General features: G+C 70.5%; 14 protein-coding genes and 3 pseudogenes. 9 read left to right on the top strand and 8 right to left on the bottom strand.

Annotated elements, in window-relative coordinates:
• Positions 1-419: 419 nt before the first annotated feature.
• The 3 genes and pseudogenes from ACFVQG_RS36070 to ACFVQG_RS36060 all read left to right on the top strand — a co-directional run.
• Positions 420-533: pseudogene (locus ACFVQG_RS36070) on the top strand (IS630 family transposase); the annotation flags it as partial.
• Positions 534-663: 130 nt separating this feature from the next.
• Positions 664-1221, top strand: a complete 558-nt coding sequence (locus ACFVQG_RS36065; protein ID WP_383392094.1) for a DUF6932 family protein — start codon at positions 664-666, stop codon at positions 1219-1221.
• A gap of 248 nt (positions 1222-1469) precedes the next feature.
• Positions 1470-2207, top strand: coding sequence for a hypothetical protein (locus ACFVQG_RS36060; RefSeq protein WP_383392090.1), 738 nt, complete (start codon positions 1470-1472; stop codon positions 2205-2207).
• A 242-nt stretch (positions 2208-2449) separates the two neighbouring features.
• Here ACFVQG_RS36060 and ACFVQG_RS36055 read toward each other — a convergent pair whose 3' ends face one another.
• From ACFVQG_RS36055 to ACFVQG_RS36020, 8 genes and pseudogenes are all read right to left on the bottom strand, one after another.
• Entirely contained in the window at positions 2450-3328 is an 879-nt protein-coding gene (locus tag ACFVQG_RS36055) for a squalene/phytoene synthase family protein (protein ID WP_383392085.1), read from the bottom strand.
• A 17-nt stretch (positions 3329-3345) separates the two neighbouring features.
• Positions 3346-3566: pseudogene (locus tag ACFVQG_RS36050) on the bottom strand (peptide-methionine (R)-S-oxide reductase); the annotation flags it as partial.
• A 427-nt stretch (positions 3567-3993) separates the two neighbouring features.
• Entirely contained in the window at positions 3994-4932 is a 939-nt protein-coding gene (locus ACFVQG_RS36045) for a WD40 repeat domain-containing protein (protein ID WP_383392080.1), read from the bottom strand.
• Between the two features lie 29 nt (positions 4933-4961).
• A pseudogene (locus ACFVQG_RS36040) lies at positions 4962-5298 on the bottom strand (IS701 family transposase); the annotation flags it as partial.
• A 161-nt stretch (positions 5299-5459) separates the two neighbouring features.
• Positions 5460-5867, bottom strand: coding sequence for a peptide-methionine (R)-S-oxide reductase MsrB (gene msrB, locus ACFVQG_RS36035; protein WP_383392078.1), 408 nt, complete (start codon positions 5865-5867; stop codon positions 5460-5462).
• A gap of 13 nt (positions 5868-5880) precedes the next feature.
• On the bottom strand, positions 5881-7269 hold the full coding sequence (gene murC / locus ACFVQG_RS36030; RefSeq protein ID WP_383392073.1) for a UDP-N-acetylmuramate--L-alanine ligase: 1389 nt from the start codon (positions 7267-7269) through the stop codon (positions 5881-5883).
• Positions 7270-7376: 107 nt separating this feature from the next.
• On the bottom strand, positions 7377-7850 hold the full coding sequence (locus tag ACFVQG_RS36025) for an indole-3-glycerol phosphate synthase (protein ID WP_383392069.1): 474 nt from the start codon (positions 7848-7850) through the stop codon (positions 7377-7379).
• A gap of 173 nt (positions 7851-8023) precedes the next feature.
• Positions 8024-8959 (bottom strand): pyrimidine reductase family protein, encoded by a 936-nt coding sequence (locus ACFVQG_RS36020; protein ID WP_383392066.1) that lies wholly within the window; start codon positions 8957-8959, stop codon positions 8024-8026.
• A gap of 37 nt (positions 8960-8996) precedes the next feature.
• On the opposite strand from ACFVQG_RS36020, the gene zapE reads away from it, so the two are divergent.
• From zapE to ACFVQG_RS35990, 6 genes are all read left to right on the top strand, one after another.
• The gene (zapE, locus tag ACFVQG_RS36015; RefSeq protein WP_383392063.1) at positions 8997-10184 is read left to right on the top strand and encodes a cell division protein ZapE; all 1188 of its coding nucleotides are present in this window, start codon (positions 8997-8999) and stop codon (positions 10182-10184) included.
• A 100-nt stretch (positions 10185-10284) separates the two neighbouring features.
• Positions 10285-11082, top strand: coding sequence for a slipin family protein (locus ACFVQG_RS36010; protein ID WP_383392061.1), 798 nt, complete (start codon positions 10285-10287; stop codon positions 11080-11082).
• Between the two features lie 88 nt (positions 11083-11170).
• On the top strand, positions 11171-12562 hold the full coding sequence (locus ACFVQG_RS36005) for an alkaline phosphatase PhoX (RefSeq protein ID WP_383392058.1): 1392 nt from the start codon (positions 11171-11173) through the stop codon (positions 12560-12562).
• Positions 12563-12647: 85 nt separating this feature from the next.
• Positions 12648-13499, top strand: a complete 852-nt coding sequence (locus ACFVQG_RS36000) for a polysaccharide deacetylase family protein (RefSeq protein WP_383392055.1) — start codon at positions 12648-12650, stop codon at positions 13497-13499.
• 42 nt (positions 13500-13541) lie between these two features.
• On the top strand, positions 13542-13754 hold the full coding sequence (locus ACFVQG_RS35995) for a hypothetical protein (RefSeq protein WP_383392050.1): 213 nt from the start codon (positions 13542-13544) through the stop codon (positions 13752-13754).
• 25 nt (positions 13755-13779) lie between these two features.
• Positions 13780-14505, top strand: a complete 726-nt coding sequence (locus tag ACFVQG_RS35990; RefSeq protein WP_383392045.1) for an aminoacyl-tRNA hydrolase — start codon at positions 13780-13782, stop codon at positions 14503-14505.
• Positions 14506-14802: the final 297 nt, after the last annotated feature.

The raw sequence follows: 14802 nt of genomic DNA, 5'->3' as shown, positions 1-14802 counted from the left end.
TCACTGCGGCACTGGTCGACAGAGCGGACGAGGACGGACAGGACCGGCATCCACCCCCACGTCCGGGCGCATCCTGACCTTGCGCCGTTGCTGTACTTGATGGTCGAGCTGAGCGACGTATTCGTACGCGACGTCCGGGGAATCGGTTGCCTGGGGACAGGCGAGCCCTCGGAGGTGCGGATCCGGCCCCAAGAGGATCTCGCCAGGGCCAACAGCCTGGCCAGCAGTGCGTCGAAGGCTGTTGAACGGCGCTCAGGGATGAGGTACCAGGATCCCTGAGCCGCGACGACCACACTCCAGAAAATTGAACCGATACGCCGTCACGGCAACTTGACACAGCATCAATGAATCCTACGCCTGAAACAAACACCTTCTCGTCGTGAGAGACTTACCCACCCCCCCACTGCACTGATTGGCCGTCCCCGGAACACCTCGTCCAGCGCATCCGACGCGGCTTACGGCACATCCAGTACCGCAGCGACCTCATAGACGGCTACCTCGCCGAGACCGGCCTGACCATCAGACCTACCTGAGCAACCAACCCGGCTGACATCACGAGTTCAACCTCAGTAACTCCTTCTGAGCGTTCTTCCGTATTCGACCCACCCATCACCCAGAGATCGTCTAGGTTGACTCTGCGTTCGCCCTTGAGCCGAGGACCGTATGACACCGTTACCCGCGTTCGACCGCGTCACGAAGTGCCCTCCTCCGGGGAGGTTCCCCCTGGCTTGGGAAGAAGTCGAGTCGGAACTGGTGAAGGCCGAGTGTTTCGCGGACTCGTCCACGCGCCCCGACCTCATGAGCGAGCTGCGGATGCACTTCGCTCTCGTGGAGATCGCGACAGGCGCGGTGGGCCGAATCTGGCTTGCCGGGAGCTTCGTCAGCAGGAAGATCAATCCCGAGGACGTCGATGTCACGTACCTCATACCGTCGGATGCATACGGCCGGGCGACCGAGGACCCGGACACGGTTGACGAGCTTGACAATCTGGGTACGAAGGACTGGTGTGTGCGCCATGGCATGCGGGTGGACGCGTATGTCCTGCGCCTCCCCGAGACTGCGGACTTCCAGGCCCTCGGAGTGGCAGGAGCCATGGCTGCTGGGGACCATAAGGTCTTCGAGGAGCTCGGGGTACACGACGAGATCTGGCAGCGCTGCCGTCGCGGAGAAAACGGGGTTCCCGACGGAACCCGACGAGGATATGTGGAGGTGCTGCTGTGAATGCGCCGCAGAACCTGCCAGACCCCTCGGACAAGGAGGCCCTGAGGGCCTGGTTGCGGGCCAATCGGGGCAAGGCACCCGGCCATGATCCTGTGCGGTCGCCAGACGAGCTGGCCTCTGCCCAGCGGCGCAAGATGTTGAGGGCCGCGGGACTCACGACTGACAGCTCACAAGCCGAGGAGGCCCGGCGTAGTCTTCGCGTGGCGCTTGAAGGGACGCCCGTCCGACAGCACCGCGTGGAGTCGTCCGTGCTTGGGCAGTGGCTGATCTCCTTCCAGGAAGCAGTGACGACCGTCGCCCACGCGCTCGACGAAAGCCGCCCGACACACGACTACGGCCCACTTCCGCAGGCCGTCCGCAAGGCGACGCGGCTCTACGCTGCGGCGACGTTCCCCTCCTCATACGGCATGGTCCTTGAGGAGGCACCAGTGGGCGCGGACGAGTTGCCTCTGCCGGATGTAGCCACGAAGGAATCGTTACTGGACCGCGCCATGGGACAGATCCTTGACATCACGGATCGGGCGGAGGCAGGGCCGGGGGCTGTCGACGCAGTGATCGAGACCGCGCTGCCGCTGGGTGGGCGGGTCTTCAGCCGCCTCGCCGACCTGACGGACGTGCTCGCGGATTCGGGCGCCGACATCCGTCTGACCTGGTCTTCGCCCTACGGCGGTGTCCGCGCTTCGCGACTCGGGGCGCGCGGCGCCCAGCAGTGCCGGGATGCCCTACGGGCCGTCCAGCCTGAGGAACAGCAGCAGCAGATGGTGGGCCGACTCGTCGGCGGAAGCATGCTCCGGCGGACGGTAGAGATCGAGACGGCCGACCGCGGCGTGATCACAGCCCGTGTGGATCACGAGGTGACCAGCCTGTTGAGCGCCTACGCAAATCGCCGGATCACGGCCGACGTTCTCGTGTCAACGGCCCGTTCGCCGCACGGACGCGAACACCACAGTTATGTGGTGCTGCAACTTGCCCTGCGCGAGGACTGAGGTCGTACATGGCATTCCCGTGCGCGCTGTCCGGGGACAGAGCCGCCCAACGCCGGACACCGTCCCAGCAACCTCCCCCTTCGAAGTGGCACGGCGGCAGAGCCCCATACCTCGAAGACCAATGTGGTTGATGCTGGAATCAGCAGTACTTCGGGTTCCAGTAGCACGCGAGGATGATGACTTCGCCTCCGAGGGCTCCCTCAGCCTCGGTGGCGATGTCGCCACCGTGCGAAGGCTTCCCCTCACAGCAAGCCGAGACTGCCTACCGCCGAAGGACGTGACGACCGTTCGGTGAGCCCGGCCCCAGCCGCCCGTACGGCCTCAAGACGGTACTGCTGTACGCCGATCAACGCGCGGACAAAGGGCTCGCTGGCAGGGCTCACCGTGTGCTCCAGCGGCCTCGCCGACGCCAGCGCGGCCGCGGCGGCGTCGGCCTGGGTCCGGATCAGACGGTCGACCGCCGGGCTCCGCGGTCTGCCCGGCCGCAGGTCCGCCCGGCTGATGCCGCAGGCTTCGAGGGCCTCCGGGGGGATGCCGAGGCGTCCGGTGCGCAGGTCCGAGGCGAGGTCCTCCAGGAAGTCCAGGCGCTGCATCGCCGAGATGAGCCGCTCGCAGTAGCTGATGAACTCGTCCGACCCGGGAGGCCCCGTAGGAGCCAGCAGGCCCGCCGTGAGCATGAGGGCGGGCAGCGAGTAGCCGGTGACGTACCGGTCGAAGTCCGCCTCGGTGGCGAACTCCTCCCAGGCGACCTCCAGCGCGGCCCCGTTCAGGAAGTCCCCGACACGGGCCCACGTGTCCGGGTGCCGTTCGGCGGTGTGCGCCAGGGCGCGCAGCACCGGGAGGTCGGAGGTCCCGGTGGTGCGGGCCTTCTCCACGAGTACGGCCCACTTGGCCGGGGCGGCCGAGCGGTCGGCCGCCCCGCCCTGGTCGACGCGGTCGTCCGTCTCGTGCATGAACGCGACGGCCGCGACGACGTCGGGCTGGAGAGCCATCGGCAGCAGCAGCCGAACCGCCAGGTACTCGGCCCGCGCGAAGCGGGCCACCACCCACCGCTGAAGCGCGTAGTCACGCCGCAGCGACGGATCCACCACGCCCGCCTGCCGCAGGACACGCCCCCACATGGGTGCCCCTCCCGGGCTCAGTCCCCAGCCGGATTCAGCCGCAGGGAGATCGAGTTGATCCAGTACCGCTGATCCGTCGGAGTCGGGTAGCCCTCCCCCTCGAACACGTGACCCAGATGCGACCCGCATCGAGCACACCGCACCTCGGTCCGCACCATCCCGTGTGAACGATCGGGCACCAGTTCCACCGCATCCGAGTTGCGTGCATCGTAGAAACTCGGCAGCCGCAGTGCTTCTCCAGTGCGCAGTTCTCCGAATCGACGAATGTCATTCATAGGGGCGGCTGAGGCCAGGCTCGCCCCGCAGGAGGCACCACAGCCAGGGCTCCGAGACCGCCACTCTCGTGGTGGGGGCAGCCAGCGCCACAACGCGTCGGCCGAGGAGCAGAACAGGCCATCGAACGTTACGCATCCCTGAAGCACCCCCTCGGCTCAATGGACCGAGCCTGCAGAAATTAGGCACCGCTTACTGCTTTCGTCGCCGGATTCCTCGGCGAGGTGTCCGTGGTGGCGATGTAGATCGTAATCTTTCATGTCCGGCTGAGGCCGTGCCAGCAGTAGTGGCTGGTCCGTGATCGTGCCTGGTGGCGGTGTTGCCAGTCGTACGGGGCAAAGTGGATTCCGACGGCGTCGACCTGCCACCCGGCCTTGTGGGTCCCTTGACGCTCAGGCCAGGTGGTGGATGGTCAGCTTCCCTCCCTTCGTCCCGGTGGCAAGGAGAGCGCTTCCGTCCCGCAGAGACACTGCGGAGACATACGATCCGACGAACGTATGCTTGAACGATTCGCCGGACAGTAGATCCCATTGGCTCACCACGTCCTGGTCTGCTGTGAACAGGCGCATCCGACCCCCCACGGTCGCTGTCGCGATCCTCACGAACTCCCCCTCAGTCGGAATCGGCGGCCCCGCCTCCTCCCCCGTCCTCGCGTCCCAATGCCGGACGACCTCGCCCTCCTCCACGACACCGACAATCAGTGGTCGCCCGTCCTCGCTGTACGCCGTGATCAACATGTCGATGTGAAAAGCCTCGATCTCCGCGCCGAACGACGACTCGCAGAGGTCGCCATGCCAGCGCCGTACTCCTCCGTAGCCACCCGTCACGATCAATGAGGTCCCGTCGCGCAACTCCGCCAGGGTCACGGCGACGACGTCTCCCACGTGTTCCAGCGGAGGGGCCAGGGACGCGCCAGTCACTGGGTCCCACATGTGCAGCCCATTGACCCCTGTGCCGACCAGAAGGGCCCGACCACCGCCCGTCAGTCCTCCAGCGACATGGAAGATCCGGTCGTCCCCGACCGCGTCCGCCAGAAGCCGTCCGCTCGCACCGTCCCACAGGCAGAGCCCCCACTCGTCCCCGGCAGCGATACGCACCTGCCCGTCCGGCAGCACGAGCGCGGTCAATTCGAACGTGCCGTTGGAGGCGCTCTCGGGCACCTGGAAGACGCCCATCGGGCGGCCGGACTCGGCATCCCACCGTGTCAGCCGCCCACGAGAGTCAGAGGCCACCAACTCCGTCCCGCCCGCAGGTGACTGGTAGATCAACGGGGCGACCGGACCGTCGAGACTCGCAATCTCGACCTCTAACCCAACCATTTTCGAATGCATCGTTTCCTCCCCTGCCCGCACCCCATTCTTCATGTCTGGGCCGCAGCTCGTCGGCGGTAGCGGCTGCCCGTGACCGTGCCTGGTGTCGGCGTCGCCAGTCGGACCAGCCGAACCGGTGGGCCAGACTGTTCGCCGGCCGGACGGTGACGGCGAGGAACAGTCGCTGGATGCCGACAGGTCAGCCGGGCCAGTTCCTCCGGTACGGCGCACCGGGTGCATTCGTCGGCGCGCACGACGGCGAGGAAGGCGTGAGCAAGCAGGGCAAGGGTGACCCAGCGGCTCCAAGACGGGTAGCGACGGACCTGGTGCTCAACGAGCCCGGCCAGTCCCTTCGCAGTCTGAAAGACTCCTCCACCGGGACCCGGCGCGCGTTCTTCCAAGGCCGCCTTCAGATTCTTCTGAGGGTCTTTCCATCGCTCAACGCGGCAGGCCCTCGGAAGATCAGAAAGGGCCTCCGAGGCGGCTCGCAGGCCCTTTCCAAGGCAAAGCCGCAGGTAGCGGCAGACGGGTCGGGCTGTACGCCCGGTTCAGTCCTCGTCCGGCACCAGCCGCAGCGAGATGCTGTTGATGCAGTACCGCTGATCCGTCGGATTCGGGTAGCCCTCCCCCTCGAACACGTGACCCAGATGCGACCCGCATCGAGCACACCGCACCTCGGTCCGCACCATCCCGTGTGAACGATCGGGCACCAGTTCCACCGCATCCGAGTTGCGTGCATCGTAGAAGCTCGGCCAGCCGCAGTGCGACTCGAACTTGGTGGTGGAGGTGAACAGTTCGGCCCCGCAGGCCCGGCAGGAGTAGACGCCCTCGGTCTTGGTGTCCGTGTACTCACCGGTGAAGGCGGGCTCCGTACCGGCCTGCCGCAGTACGGCGTACTCGGCTGGGCTCAGCTCCGTGCGCCACTGCTCGTCCGGCTTCTCGACGTCGTACGACATAAGCCTCAGCCCTTCACTTCGACAACCGGTCCAGGATGCGCGGTCCGAGGTCGGTGACGTCGCCCGCGCCCATCGTCAGAACCAGATCACCGGCCCCGGCCATTCCCGCCACCATGTCGGGCACGTCGGCCTTGTCGTGCACCGGGGTGACGTCGGCGCCCGCCGCGCGGGCCGCCTCGATGATCAGTTCGCTGGTGACGCCGGGGATCGGGTCCTCGCGCGCGGGATAGATGTCCAGGACGACGGAGGCGTCCGCGAGGGCCAGGGACTGGCCCATCTCCTTGCCCAGTTCCTGGGTGCGGGAGAAGAGGTGGGGCTGGAAGACCACCAGGATGCGGGCGTCCCCGGCGGCGGCCCGCATCGCCTCCAGGTCCGCGGTCATCTCGGTCGGGTGGTGGGCGTAGGAGTCGATCACCTGCACCCCGGCGGCCTCGCCCTTGAGCTGGAGCCGCCGCTTCACGCCGGTGTACGCGGCCAGCGCCGGGGCCAGCTCGGCGGCCGGGACGCCCAGGGCCACGCCCGCGGCCAGCGCGGCGACCGCGTTGTGCGCGTAGTGGCGGCCGGGGACGGACACCCGGAAGGTCAGCTCCGTGCCGTCCAGCACGACGGTGACCTCGCTGGTCAGGCCCTGCGGTACGACGGACAGGACGCGTACGTCGGCGTCGTCCGCCTCTCCGTACGTCACCGTCCGCACCGATCCGGCCAGCCGCCGGGTCAGCTCGCGCGCGCCCTCGTGGTCCGCGGAGATCACCAGCGTGCCGCCGGGGACGATCCGGCCCGCGAAGGTCTCGAAGGACTCGTAGATCTCGTCCATCGAGGCGTAGTTGGCGTGGTGGTCGAGTTCGACGTTGAGGACGATGGCGACCTCGGGGGCGTACTTGTGGAAGCTGCGGTCGCTTTCATCCGCCTCCGCCACGAAGATCTCGCCCTGGCCGTGCAGGGCGTTGGAGCCGGGCGCGTCGAGGTCGCCGCCGATCGCGTAGGACGGCTCCAGGCCCAGCTCGGCCAGCGACACGGCCAGCATGGAGGTGGTGGTGGTCTTGCCGTGGGTGCCCGCGACCGCGATCGGGCGCAGGCCCGCCATCAGCGCGGCCAGCGCGTCGGAGCGGTGCACCACCGGGACGCCCAGCTCGGCCGCGCGGGCCAGCTCGGGGTTGTCCGCGCGGATCGCCGAGGAGACGACGACACAGCTGGCGTCGTCGGCGAGGTGCGCCGCCGCGTGCCCGATGTGCACGGTCGCACCCAGCGCGCGCAGCGCCTCGGCGGTCTCGGACTCCTTGGCGTCACTGCCCGCCACGGCCGCCCCCCGCTGGGCGAGGATCTTGGCGATCCCGGACATCCCGGCGCCACCGATGCCGATGAAGTGCGGGCGTTCCATGGCGGTAGGAAGGCCGGGTGCCATGTGTGTTTCTCCCAAGATCCGTGACGACGACGCGCGAAAGCTCCGTGACGGCGCGCGAAAAGACGACCCCCAGCCTATGCGCTGGACCGGGGGCTGCCGATGAACCCCTACGCCTTGCTGTGGGAGAACAGTTTCAGCACCGGCACGCCCACCTTGTGCCGGGCCCGCGAGGCCCAGTCGCGGTGGAAGAACTCCTCCACGTAGTGCGGGTCGGTCAGGACGATCACCTCGTCCGCGCCGACCTCCTCGACCAGGGTCTTCAGCGCGTCCAGCGGGTGGTCCTCGACCAGCCGCCCCTCGGCCGTGCTCCCGGACGCGCGCAGGGCGGTGAGGGACACCTCCAGGGCCTGCTGTCCGACGCCCTTCGCCGCCTCGCCCTCGGGCGTCTCCCCCTCGCGCACGGCCTCGTCGAGTTCGCCGAGCGCCACGTCGTCGATGGCCCGCAGCAGCCGGTCGGCCTGCTCGCCGCGTGGCTGGAGCAGTACGTGGAAGGCGACCGGTTCGTCCCCGTGCAAGCTGGTGACGAATTCCACGTCGGCGGACGTCAGGGCCTTCTCGATCATCAAAACGCTTGTGAACACCGGGCGCCCCTTCTCCTTCGAGGGCCCGCGGGCCCTCATGTCCTCCGTGGGCCGTTGTCCGGCCCTGCGGAAACCATCCTGCCCCGTGTTCGCACGGGGACCGCGCTCCCTAGTGTGCCCACCGGAAGCTAAACGGAATGACATATTCCGCCTATTCGCGGCACCGCCGACCCTCAGGCGCGGCGGTAGCGGCTGAACAAGTACCCGTCCTCCTCCAGGAGTGACGCCAGGTCGAATCGATGCGGCACCGCCACCGACGGCCCCCCGGCGATCCGCTGGGCGTCACCCGCGGTGAGCGTCGGCGAGACGGTGAGACACAGCTCGTCCAGCACCTCGGCCGCCACCAGCTGCCCGAGCAGCCGCGGACCGCCCTCGGTCAGCAGCCGGGTGTGCCCCAGCTCGGCGAGGGCGCGCACCGCCCGCGCGGGGTCCACGCCCATCCCGTCACCGGCGATCACCACACGCGCCCCGGCCTTCTCGGCGGCGGCGATCCGGTCCGGGGCCGCCGCGGCGCCGGTGAGGACCAGCGTGGGCACCAGGGGCGAGGTGAACAGCGGCAGCGACCAGTCCAGCTCCAGGCTGGCGCTGACCACCGCGATCGCCGGGGCCGGGCCCTGCCCCGCCGCCTTCCGCAGCGCCGCGAACTCCGCACGCGCGCGTGCGGGGCGGTAACCCTCCCGGCGTACCGTTTCGGCACCGACGAGCACCACGTCCGCCAGCGCCCGCAGGGTGCCGAAGATCCGCATGTCGGTGGCGTTGGAGATGGGCTGCGAACGGCCGTCGTGCTGCGCGGCCCCGTCCAGCGTGGACACCATGTTGGCCCGCAGCCAGACCCGCGGCCCACCCGGGCCGGGCTCGGCCGCCGGGTAGGCGTAGGCGGCGGCCAGCTCGGCGAGGCTCCACTCACGGTCGTCGGAGCCGCGCTCGTGACCGCCCGAACCACGCTCACGGCCGTCGGAGCCGCGCTCATGGCCGCCCGAACCACGCTCACGGCCGTCGGAGCCAAGCTCGCGGCCGTCGAGTCCACGCCCACGGTCGTCGGAGCCCCGGTCACGGTCCTCGGAGCCCCGGGTCGGTGTCTGGTCGGTCACAGGGAACAGGCGTCGCATGACGTGCAGTGTTCCACGCCGCTTAGCATGGTGAACCGTGTCGTCTTCCACTCCCGGCTCCACCGCGCCCGGCCTCGGCAAGAGCGCCGCCGACGCCGCCACCGCCCCGCTGTCCCTGTGCGCCCGCGAGCCGCACGTGCCCGCGGAGCGGCTGGTCGGCGAGATGGTGCCGCCGCCTCGGTTCGACTCGGTCCGGTTCAGCACGTACATACCGGACCCGAACCAGCCCAGCCAGAGCGAGGCGGTACGGGTCCTGGAGGGCTTCGCCGCCGGGCTCGGCGGCACGGCGACGACCGGCAAGCGCGGCTTCTTCGGGCTCGGTAAAGGCCTCGGCAAAGGCCTCGGCAAGAGCCTCGGCAAAGGCCCCGGCAAAGGCCCCGGCAAGGGCCTCGGCAAGGCGAAGGCCAGCCCCGCCACCGGCCCCCGCGGCGTCTACCTCGACGGCGGCTACGGCGTCGGCAAGACCCACCTGCTGGCCTCCCTCTGGCACGCCACCCCGGCCGAACCCGCGCTCAAGGCGTTCGGCACCTTCGTGGAGCTGACCAACCTGGTCGGCGCCCTCGGCTTCCAGCAGACCGTCCGCACCCTCTCCGGGCACCGCCTGCTGTGCATCGACGAGTTCGAACTGGACGACCCCGGCGACACGGTCCTGGTCTCCACCCTGCTCGGCAAGCTGGTGGACGCGGGCGTCGCGCTCGCCGCCACCTCCAACACCCTGCCCGGCAAGCTCGGCGAGGGCCGGTTCGCCGCCGCCGACTTCCTGCGCGAGATCCAGGGCCTGTCCGCGCACTTCCGCGCCCTGCGCATCGACGGCGAGGACTACCGCCACCGCGGCCTGCCCGAGGCCCCGCCGCCGTTCTCCGACGAGCAGGTGACCCGGGCGGCGTACGCCACCGAGGGCGCCTCCCTCGACGCCTTCCCGGCCCTCCTCGACCACCTCGCCAAGGTCCACCCCAGCCGGTACGGCGCCCTCACCGACGGGCTGAAGGCGGTCTGCCTCACCGACGTCCGCCCGGTGCCGGACCAGTCGACCGCGCTGCGCCTGGTGGTCCTCGCCGACCGGCTCTACGACCGCGAGGTCCCCGTGCTGGCCTCCGGACTGCCCTTCGACCGCCTGTTCAGCGAGGAGATGCTGAAGGGCGGCTACCGCAAGAAGTACTTCCGCGCGATCTCCCGCCTCACCGCCCTCGCCCGGGACGCGGGACGGCTCGTGCGGTCCCGGTGACGGCCTGGCCATGGCCCCCGGCCCGGCACCGGGCATATCGTGACAGAAGTAGCGGGAGCGGCAGGGCGGACGCTACGGACCTCTGAGCAAGGAGGCCGTCATGCTGGAGGAACTGCTGACGGTGGCCGTGGCGGCCGGTGCCGCGGGCGCGGTGTACCTCGCCGCGGCGGCCCGGGTCGTCAAGCAGTACGAACGCGGAGTGGTGCTCCGTCTCGGCAGGCTGCGGGGCACCGTACGCCCGCCCGGTTTCACGCTGATCGTCCCGGTGGTGGACCGGATCCACAAGGTCAACCTGCAGATCGTGACGATGCCCGTGCCCGCCCAGGAGGGCATCACGCGCGACAACGTCACGGTGAAGGTCGACGCGGTCGTGTACTTCAGGGTGGTGGACGCGGCGGCGGCGATCATCAACGTCGAGGACTACCGCTTCGCGGTCTCCCAGATGGCGCAGACGTCCCTGCGGTCGATCATCGGCAAGAGCGACCTCGACGATCTGCTGTCCAACCGCGAGAAGCTCAACCAGGGCCTGGAGCTGATGATCGACTCCCCGGCGGTCGGCTGGGGCGTGCAGATCGACCGGGTGGAGATCAAGGACGTGTCGCTGCCGGACACGATGAAGCGGTCCATGGCCCGGCAGGCGGAGGCCGACCGGGAGCGGCGGGCCCGGATCATCAACGCCGACGCGGAGCTTCAGGCGTCGAGGAAGCTCGCCGAGGCCGCGCAGCAGATGTCCGACACCCCGGCCGCGCTCCAGCTGCGCCTGCTCCAGACGGTGGTGGCGGTCGCCGCCGAGAAGAACTCCACGCTGGTGCTGCCCTTCCCGGTGGAGCTGCTGCGCTTCCTGGAGAAGGCGCAGGAGCAGCCGCGGCCAGGGCAGTTGACCCCGCGTCAGGAGTGACCCGCGCTACGCGCGTGGTTCCCGTGGTCCACGGCAGGTGGTAGACACGGCGGCGACACAGTCCTGTCCGCCAGCAGGAAGGTCCGCCATGTCCGAGACACGCACACCCACGTCCGTGACACGCCGTCAGATGCTCGGTGCCGCGGGAGTGGGCATCGCCTTCGCCGGGTCCCTGACCGAACTCTTCGCCGGTACGGCCGCCGCCCAGGGACTCGGCCACCAGGGGTACGGACCCCTCGTCCCCGACCCCAACGGGCTGCTCGACCTGCCGAAGGGCTTCCGCTACCGGGTGCTCTCCCGTGCGGGCGAGCCGCTCCGCTCCGGCGAGGGCCGGGTCCCCTCGAACCACGACGGCATGGCCGCCTTCGGTGGCCGTCACGGCCGGATCCACCTCGTCCGCAACCACGAGAACCGCCCCACCGCCGCGATACCCGTACCCACCGTCGAGGGCCTCACCTACGACCCGGCGGGCGCGGGCGGCTGCACGGCGCTGACGCTGGACGCGGGCGGCGCCGTGCGCTCCGAGCGGGTCGCCATCGCCGGTACGGCCGTCAACTGCGCGGGCGGGCCCACCCCTTGGGGCACCTGGCTGACCTGCGAGGAGACCGAGGACAGGGCGGGCACCAACGGCTATGCGAAGGACCACGGCTTCATCTTCGAGGTGGACCCGGTCGACCCGCGCCGCACCGGTGCCGTCCCGCTGACCGCGATGGGCCGCTTCCAGCACGAGGCGATCGCGGTCGACCCACGCACCGGTGTCGTCTACGAGACCGAGGACGCCTTCCAGCGCCCCTTCGGCCTCTTCTACCGCTTCCTGCCCGACCGCCCGCTCGGCGGCACCGGCTCGCTGCGCGCGGGCGGCCGTCTCCAGGCGATGCGGGTGCCGGGCCTGCCCGACCTGTCGTCCGTCCGGGAGCCCGGCGCCCGCTTCGACGGCGTGGAGTGGGTGGACGTACCGGACCCGCTGGCCGCCGCAACCCCGATCCGTCTCCAGGACTTCGGCCCGCGCGGCATCACCCACGCGCAGAAGCTGGAGGGCTGCTACTGGGGCGGGCGCAGCGTGTACTTCGTGTCGTCGTACGCGCGCAGCGCCGAGGGTTCGGCCGCCGACCACTACGGCCAGATCTGGCGCTACGACCCGGCGGGCCGCCACCTCACCCTGGTGGTCGTCTTCGGCCCGGACACCGACGTCCAGTTGCCCGGCGAGTCCCCCGACAACATCTGCCTCGCCCCCAGCGGCGGCCTGATGGTCTGCGAGGACGGCGGCGGCGCCCAGCACGTCTACGGCGTCACGCGGCGCGGCGAGGTCTACGCCCTGGCCCGCAACCGCCAGAACGTGGGCACCCCCGAGGAGCCCGAGTGGGGCGAGTTCGCGGGCGTCGCCTTCTCCCCCGACGGCTCGACGATGTACGTCAACTGCTACGACCCGGGCACGACCTTCGCGGTGACCGGGCCTTGGGGGGCACGTTCGAGCAGGTGACCGGCCCTTCGCGGGCGCGGCCAGGCAGGTGACCCACCCGCCGCGTCGACACCCACCGGAACACTGATCATCGTACTTTCCTACGGTGATCAGTCGCGCACGGAACGTCATCACCATCGCCCTCCTGGGCGCCGCCCTCGCCGCCTGCGGCACCCAGGAGGCACCCCGGTCCGCCCCACCGGCCCCCTCGGCACCCGCCACCCCCTCGGCCGCGGTGTCCCGGCCGCCGACGCTGGCGCCGGGGCCCGCCGGGCTGACCCGGGTGTTCGAGAACGGCCCGCGCACCCTCGGCAGGACCGTGGCCCTCACCTTCGACGCCGACATGACGGCGGACCAGGGGCCGCGGGCGGCGGCGGGCGAGCGGTTCGACCACCCGGAGCTGATCGCGGCGCTGCGGGCGCTGCGGGTTCCGGCCACCGTGTTCATGACCGGACGGTGGGCCGAGGAGTACCCGGTCCAGGCCCGCGCCATCGGACGCGACCCGCTCTTCGAGGTCGCGAACCACTCCTACAGCCACCACGGCTTCACCGCCGACTGCCACGGCCTGCCCACCCTCGCCGCGGACCGGATGCGGGCGGACGTGGAGCGGGCGTACGCCGCCTTCCGCGCCGCGGGCGTGCCCGACGCGATGCCCTACTTCCGCTTCCCCGGCGGCTGCTACGACCGTCAGGCGCTGCGGGCCCTGAACGCCACCGGCGTCACCGCGGTGCAGTGGGACGTGGTCGGCGGCGACGCGTTCGCGACGGACCCCGACGCGGTGGCCCGGCAGGTGCTGGACGGCGTACGGCCCGGTTCCGTCGTCGTGCTGCACTGCACGCGCAGCGCCGCCCCGACGACGGAGCGCGCCCTGCGCCGGATCGTGCCGGAGCTGCGCGCACGGGGGTACCGGTTCGTGAAGGTGTCCGAGCTGATCGGGGCGGCGGGCGGGCGGCGGTGAGCGCCGTACGCTGAAGGCATGGCTGAAGGCAGGGCTGACCGTATGGCTGAAGGCAGGGCCGAAGGCGTGAGCGACGACGAGGGTGGCGACTACTGCCTGATCGACGTGACCAGGCCGCCCAAGGCGGACGGTCCGCCGTACGCGGAGTGCGTGCTGTGCCGGGAGCCGACGGAGTATCCGGAGTCGTACAAGGGCATCACGCTGTGCCCCGTGTGTGAGTGGCAGGAGGCCCAGCGGACGGCCTGCTCGGGGTGACGCGGCCCCTGGCACACTGGGGTGCGTGAGCCAGGATGATCCGACGACGCCCGTGAGCGACAGCCCCTTCCGCCATGAGTCCACCGACCGCGATCTCGCGCCCCAGTTCGTGCTGCCGCTGGTCGCGCGGATCGAGCGGGCCGCGCCGCCCGCGCGTACCGACGCGCTGGAGACGGCCGCCCGCGCGGTGCTGGTGATGCTGGACGACGAGCGGTCGCGGGGCGAGGGCGAGTGGGCCCAGGCCATGCGGGACTGGCAGGACGCCCGGATCCGGAAGGTGGTGCGGCGGGCGCGCGGCGCGGAGTGGCGGCGCGCGGAGGCGCTGCCCGGGATCACCGTCACCGGGAAGTCGGCGGAGGTGCGGGTCTTCCCGCCGGTGCCGCTGGACGGCTGGCCCAAGGACCTGGCCCGGCTCCAGGTCTCCGGCACCGACCTCGACGACCCCGAGCCCCCGGCCCCGGCCGACCGTGGCGGCCCCGTGCTGTGGCTCAGCCCCGAGGTGGAGATGTCGGCGGGCAAGGCGATGGCGCAGGCCGGGCACGGCGCCCAGCTCGCCTGGTGGGAGCTGTCCGACGAGGAGCGCGCGGCCTGGCGCGACGCGGGCTTCCCGCTCGCCGTCCGCGCCGCCGACCCGGCCGACTGGACCGCCCTGACCACCAGTGGACTGCCGGTGGTCCGCGACGCGGGCTTCACCGAGATCGCCCCCGGCAGCTGCACGGTGGTGGCCGACCACCCGGCCCTGCGCCGCTGACGGCTCAGGCAGCCGCACCCGTCGCGGCGGACCGCCAGGCAGGGGCGGTAGTCGCACTGCCAGCAGTTGGAGTACTCCACGATCCGCTCCGGGCCGCAGCCCGCGGACGCCTCGATCCTCGGCACGAACAGGCTCCGCAGTCCGGTCCCCAGCGATTCGAGCTTCCTGAGTCTGAGATTCCTCCCTGAGTCATGGGATCGACCGGCGAGCGCCACACCCCGGTCCCTCGCCGTCGTCCACGCTGCTCCGCGGAGTCCGGGAGAAGCTGCAGGGAATCCTGAATTCGCTGGTCACACG

Origin of the sequence: Streptomyces sp. NPDC057877, assembly GCF_042796855.1 — a bacterium.
In the GTDB taxonomy this organism is placed as follows: domain Bacteria; phylum Actinomycetota; class Actinomycetes; order Streptomycetales; family Streptomycetaceae; genus Streptomyces.
Note: the sequence above shows the minus strand (reverse complement) of the source record. Positions and strands in the feature narration are given on the sequence as shown.

Excerpts from the sequence above, each read along its gene's own strand:
- ACFVQG_RS36065 (WP_383392094.1), top strand. The coding sequence starts at position 664 with ATGACACCGTTACCCGCGTTCGACCGCGTCACGAAGTGCCCTCCTCCG.
- ACFVQG_RS36055 (WP_383392085.1), bottom strand. The coding sequence starts at position 3,328 with ATGTGGGGGCGTGTCCTGCGGCAGGCGGGCGTGGTGGATCCGTCGCTG.
- ACFVQG_RS36045 (WP_383392080.1), bottom strand. The coding sequence starts at position 4,932 with ATGCATTCGAAAATGGTTGGGTTAGAGGTCGAGATTGCGAGTCTCGAC.
- msrB (WP_383392078.1), bottom strand. The coding sequence starts at position 5,867 with ATGTCGTACGACGTCGAGAAGCCGGACGAGCAGTGGCGCACGGAGCTG.
- murC (WP_383392073.1), bottom strand. The coding sequence starts at position 7,269 with ATGGCACCCGGCCTTCCTACCGCCATGGAACGCCCGCACTTCATCGGC.
- ACFVQG_RS36020 (WP_383392066.1), bottom strand. The coding sequence starts at position 8,959 with ATGCGACGCCTGTTCCCTGTGACCGACCAGACACCGACCCGGGGCTCC.
- ACFVQG_RS36010 (WP_383392061.1), top strand. The coding sequence starts at position 10,285 with ATGCTGGAGGAACTGCTGACGGTGGCCGTGGCGGCCGGTGCCGCGGGC.
- ACFVQG_RS36005 (WP_383392058.1), top strand. The coding sequence starts at position 11,171 with ATGTCCGAGACACGCACACCCACGTCCGTGACACGCCGTCAGATGCTC.
- ACFVQG_RS35995 (WP_383392050.1), top strand. The coding sequence starts at position 13,542 with ATGGCTGAAGGCAGGGCCGAAGGCGTGAGCGACGACGAGGGTGGCGAC.